Below are 4,624 nucleotides of genomic sequence, written 5' to 3'. Positions count from 1 at the left end.
GACAGCTCGGCGACCCCGTCCTTGAACTCCACGCCCGCCACCGCGGCCTCGCCGGCGCGCGCGTCGCCGGACAGGTGCCGCTCCAGCGCCTCGAAGAGCGGCGCCGGTACCGGGAGCGCGATGCGTCTGAGCCCGCGGACGGGCGATGCTTCCATTGCCATACGGCCCTAATTTACGCGATCTCCCCGATTTCGGCAGTCCGGGCCAGGCCCCGCCCCCACTCCGCCACCGCGTCAGCCAGCTCGTCCAGCACCTCCGCGTCGGTCCGGCCCGAGCGCTTGAGCACGTGGAACGAGTGGTCCGCGCCCTCGACGACGTGCAGCGTCGCGCGCTCGCCGAGCTGCGCGGTCGTTGCACGGACCAGGTCCAGGTCCGCCAGCGCATCGCGCGTGCCCTGGAGGAACAACATCGGCAGCTCCACGCGCGCGAGGTGCTCTGCGCGCTCCACTGAGGGCTTGCCGGCCGGATGCAGCGGGAAGCCGAAGAACACCAGCCCGCGCACGCCCTCCAACGACTGCACCGCCTGCGCCTGCGACGTCATGCGCGCCCCGAACGACTTGCCGCCGGCGAACAGCGGCAGGGCCGGCCAGCGGCGCGCCGCCTCGGCCACGGCCGCGCGCACGGCGGCCTGCGCGAGCGCGGGCGGATCCGTCCGCTTGGACCCCTGTTCCATGAAAGGGAACTGGAAGCGCAGCACCGCCACGCCCCGCTGCGCCAGCCGCGCCGCGGTCGCGGCCATGAACGCATGATGCATCCCCGCGCCGGCCCCGTGGGCGAGCACCAGCGCAGCGCGGGCGTCCGCCGGCGCGTCGGCCAGCGCGGACACGCTCGTTGCGGACCACGACAGGCGAAGAGCGAAGGCACTCATGCCGCACTCCGGTGGCAAGCCGACCGCCCTGGCCGCGCCGCCGCGTTCAGTGCTGCTCCGCCCACGAGCCGCCCGGCCGCCGCACATAGACGTGCCGCCCCGGATGGTCGGGGGTGGGGATGCTGAGCACCTGCGCGTGCTCGTCGTCGCACACGATCTGCGGCAGCGCCCCGGACATGTTGGGATTGGAATAGCGCTGCAGCACCTTGCTGCGCTGGGCCGGATCCGAACTCTTCAGGGCGCCCCAGAGGATGTCGAGCTGGTCGGTCGAATGGTGCATGCGGCTCAGCCGATGTAGCCCTCGACGGTGCCCGGATCGCGCGGCGAGGCCGTGTCCGGGTCTTCGCCGTACTCCCGCTTGGCGCGGCGTTGCCGCAGCAGGTCCCAGCACTGGTCGAGCTCGACTTCCAGCTGCTGCAGGCGCGGGCCGGCGTCCAGCGGCGTGGCGGAGGAACGCAGCCGGTGTTCTTCGTCGATGAGGGCCGAGATGCGCGCGAGGATGGATTGGTCGCTCATGGCAGGCACTCCGGTGATGCGAGACCCCATGCTAGCGCCGCTTCAGCGGCACCGGTAGCCTCAGGAACTGCCTGCTGCCGGCGCGTGCTGCCGCGCCTGGCGCTGCTGCTGACGGGCCTCGCGTGCGAGGGCCCTGACCTCCTCCACCTTCTCCACCTTGGCCAGGCGAACCGCGGCTTCGCGCTCGTGCTTCGCGCGATCGATGCAGGTGTCCCGGGCGTGTCCCTTCAGCAGCCCGCAGCGCTCCTTGGCGACGCCGTACTCCGCGTCGGCGCGCGCGAACTTGAGCTCTTTCTCCGCCTCCGGCCCCGGCTTGCGACGCGCCTGCAGCTCCGCCTTGGCAATCTTCTCCCAGCCCTTGGCCTGCGCTTCGCAAACCTCCTTGGGCTGGCCCTCGAAGCGGCCGCAGGCCTTGCGCTGGGCCTTCGCCTGCGTTTCGATGCGGTGCTGCGCGGCCTCATACGCGCCCTTGCCCATGGCGCCGTCGGCGCTGTACACCAGGCCGCCGGCGCCCACGCCCAGCAGCAGGGCGAGGCCGATCAGGTGCTTCTTCCTCGTTGCGAACATGCATCCATGCTGCCGCGCAGCCCGCGCCTGATCAGCCGGCCGGAACTGGAGATTGCTGTAGTCGAGCGGCCGACAGCCGCGTCGGCCTCGGCAGCGTGCAGCGAAGGCCTAACTCGCCCGCACCGGCTGGCGCGCAGTGCGCGGCGGCTTGCGATCGAGGTGCTGGATCGCCGCCACGATCTGGCGTGGATCCGCCAGCGCCGGTGCCATGCCCCAGCGCTGAAACGGATCGTTGCCGATGCGCACCATGCCGACGTGCCGGCCTTCCTGCCGGTCCACCTTCTCGTCGGGATCGTAGAAGCCCAGTGCGAAGCGCAGCCGCTCGACGTCGCGCGGCTTCCCCGTGAGGAACAGCCAGCCCTCCTGCACCTCGTGCTGGCGCGCGAACTGCGCCAGGTCCTCCGGGGCGTCCTGCTCGGGCCGCAGCGTCAGCGAGTACATGAAGATGTCCTTGCCCACGCGGTCCTTCAGCATGTGCTGCACCTTCACCAGGTTGTGCGTCGCGGGCGGGCAGGTGTTGTTGCAGCCGGCGTACATCATGTTGATCACCACCAGCTTGTCGCGCACCAGGTCGTCGTAGAAGCGCACCGTGCGGCCCTGGTGGGTCTGCAGTTCCACGTTGGGCAGCGCGTTGCGGCGCGCCTGCGTCGCCGCCAGGGCCTGCCAATCGGGTTCGTTGTTCAGGCCTTCGAACATGCCCCAGAGCGCCACGGCACCGGCGCCGAGCAGTTCCAGATTGCGGATTTCCATGTGCGGTCTCCTTTCGCCCGGCTCACACGATGTCCCACCGCAGCATCATCGCGTGGTCCTCGTGCGTGAGGTTGTGGCAATGCATCATGTACTTGCCGCGGAAGTCGCGGAAGCGCAGGAGCACGCGGATCGTCATGTTCTCGCCCACGACGTAGACGTCCTTGCGCCCGCGCTCCCAGGGCGGGATGGGCACCGCGACGCCGTCGACGGTCTTGCTCAGGATCCGGCCTTCCTCGAAGTGGATGTGGATCGGGTGCTGCCAGCCGTCGTCGATGTTGGAGAGCTCCCAGATCTCCGCGCGGCCCTGCACCGGCGAGACGGTCGGCGCGAACACGTTGAAGAAGCGACCGTTGATGGCCCACATGCCGCCGGAGCGCTCGAAGAGGAAGCGGCGCACCGGCAGCGCCGCGAGCTCCGCCGCGCTGGGCAGGGGGCGCAGCGGCCTCAGCACGGACGGCACCTGGCTGGTGTCCGGGGTGGGCGGATTGCGGTCGATCACGAACTTCAGCACCCGCATGCCGGGCGCCTTGACCTTGCCGGGGCGCCGGGTCGTGTCCTGCAGCAGCATGTTGACCAGGTACAGCTCGGTGCCGAGCGGGAAGCGCGAGAAGTCGATCACGATGTCCGAGCGTTCGGCCGGCGCGATCCGCACGTTGGTCTGGAACAGCAGCGGGTTCGGCAGCAGGTTGCCGTCGTTGCCGATGGTGGTGAAGGTGTAGAGCGCGCTGCCGCCGCTGTTCTGCAGGTACAGCTCGAAGAAGCGCGTGGGCCCCGCGTTCAGCAGGCGGAAGCGGTACTTGCGGCGGGCGACCCGCAGCACCGGTTCGAGCTTGCCGTTGACGATCACCTTGTCGCCCAGCACGCCTTCGGGGTTGAACTGGTCGAAGGTCATCTGGCCGTTGACGTCGAAGCGGCGGTCACCCAGGGTGAGCGGGTAGTCGTAGGCGCCGCTGGGCAGCTTCAGCCCGGTGCGCTCGTCGCCCGTGTCCAGGTCGTCGTAGAGGTTGTAGCGGCCGACCAGGCCCTTGAGCACGTTGGGCGCAGTCACGCCTTCGGTGTGGTCGTGGTAGAAGAGCGAGCCCAGCGCCTCGCGCGAATCGCCGATGCCGCCGAATTCGTCGATGCCGGCGTAGAGGTTGGGATAGAAGTGGTCGCGGAAGGAGCCGGGTCCGGTGAGCATCGGGCCGGCCTTGGTGGCACTGTAGTAATCGCCGGTGAAGCCGTCGCTCTCCGAGGGCGTGTGCAGGTTGTGCAGGTGCGTGGTGATCTCGGGCGAGCCGAAGCCGCTGGAGAACTGCGGCAGCGCATTGTGGATGCGGCACAGGATCGGCTTGCCGTAGCGCGCGTGGATCGTCGGGCCGGGCGTCGTGGCGCCCGGCGTGTTGCCCTCGAAGCCCCAGATCGGCTGCGGCGGGTAGTAGGCGTTGTCGCCGTTGAAGCGCCAGCTGGGGTTCTCCTTCGCGGTCAGCTGGTATTGCACCGGGGTGCGCGCCGCGGTCAGCTCCGCGTAGCGCTGGTGCGCCGCGCGCCCGCACTCGCCCGCCGCCATGTTCGGCAGGATGGTCGGCGCGGGGCTCAGCGTGGTGGGGGCGAGCGGCGTATCCTGCAGGGGCAGCTCCTCGACCCAGGGCGTGGTGGGCGGGCTGGGCGGCAGGACCAGGACCTGCGCCTCCGTCCTGCGGGGCAGCAGCAGCATCGGCGCCGCGGCGGCCGATGCCCCCAGCAGCGTTCGGCGGGTGATGTTTCCATGCTCCATGGTGGCTCTCCTCTTCGCTGGTGGTTTCACAGTTGCCGGCCGGCCCGGCGCAGGGTCGTGGTGACGGGCTCGGCGATGTACTGCAGGGCCGTCTGCTTGGTGCCTTCGATATAGACCTCGGCCGACATGCCGGCCTGCAGCTTGAAATCGCGGATGGTGGCGAGCGA

At 70.0% G+C, this 4,624-nt stretch carries 6 protein-coding genes; all 6 read right to left on the bottom strand.

Annotated features, from left to right (window positions below; genetic code table 11):
• Positions 1-172: 172 nt before the first annotated feature.
• The 6 genes from VFM98_RS06490 to VFM98_RS06465 all read right to left on the bottom strand — a co-directional run bounded on the left by VFM98_RS06490 (position 173) and on the right by VFM98_RS06465 (position 4,457).
• Positions 173-826, bottom strand: coding sequence for an alpha/beta family hydrolase (locus tag VFM98_RS06490; protein WP_325109090.1), 654 nt, complete (start codon positions 824-826; stop codon positions 173-175).
• An 88-nt stretch (positions 827-914) separates the two neighbouring features.
• A complete protein-coding gene (locus VFM98_RS06485; RefSeq protein ID WP_325109089.1) occupies positions 915-1,148 on the bottom strand; it encodes a hypothetical protein in 234 nt (77 codons plus the stop codon).
• Between the two features lie 5 nt (positions 1,149-1,153).
• A complete protein-coding gene (locus tag VFM98_RS06480; RefSeq protein ID WP_325109088.1) occupies positions 1,154-1,384 on the bottom strand; it encodes a DUF2630 family protein in 231 nt (76 codons plus the stop codon).
• Positions 1,385-1,444: 60 nt separating this feature from the next.
• Positions 1,445-1,951, bottom strand: coding sequence for a hypothetical protein (locus VFM98_RS06475; RefSeq protein WP_325109087.1), 507 nt, complete (start codon positions 1,949-1,951; stop codon positions 1,445-1,447).
• Between the two features lie 108 nt (positions 1,952-2,059).
• Positions 2,060-2,701 carry an SCO family protein gene (locus tag VFM98_RS06470; RefSeq protein WP_325109086.1) on the bottom strand — a complete coding sequence of 214 codons (642 nt, stop codon included), beginning with the start codon at positions 2,699-2,701 and terminating at the stop codon, positions 2,060-2,062.
• 22 nt (positions 2,702-2,723) lie between these two features.
• Positions 2,724-4,457 carry a multicopper oxidase family protein gene (locus VFM98_RS06465; RefSeq protein WP_325109085.1) on the bottom strand — a complete coding sequence of 578 codons (1,734 nt, stop codon included), beginning with the start codon at positions 4,455-4,457 and terminating at the stop codon, positions 2,724-2,726.
• Between the last annotated feature and the right edge of the window lie 167 nt (positions 4,458-4,624).

The sequence above is a fragment of the Ramlibacter sp. genome, assembly GCF_035706265.1.
Lineage (GTDB): Bacteria > Pseudomonadota > Gammaproteobacteria > Burkholderiales > Burkholderiaceae_C > Ramlibacter.
Note: the sequence above shows the minus strand (reverse complement) of the source record. Positions and strands in the feature narration are given on the sequence as shown.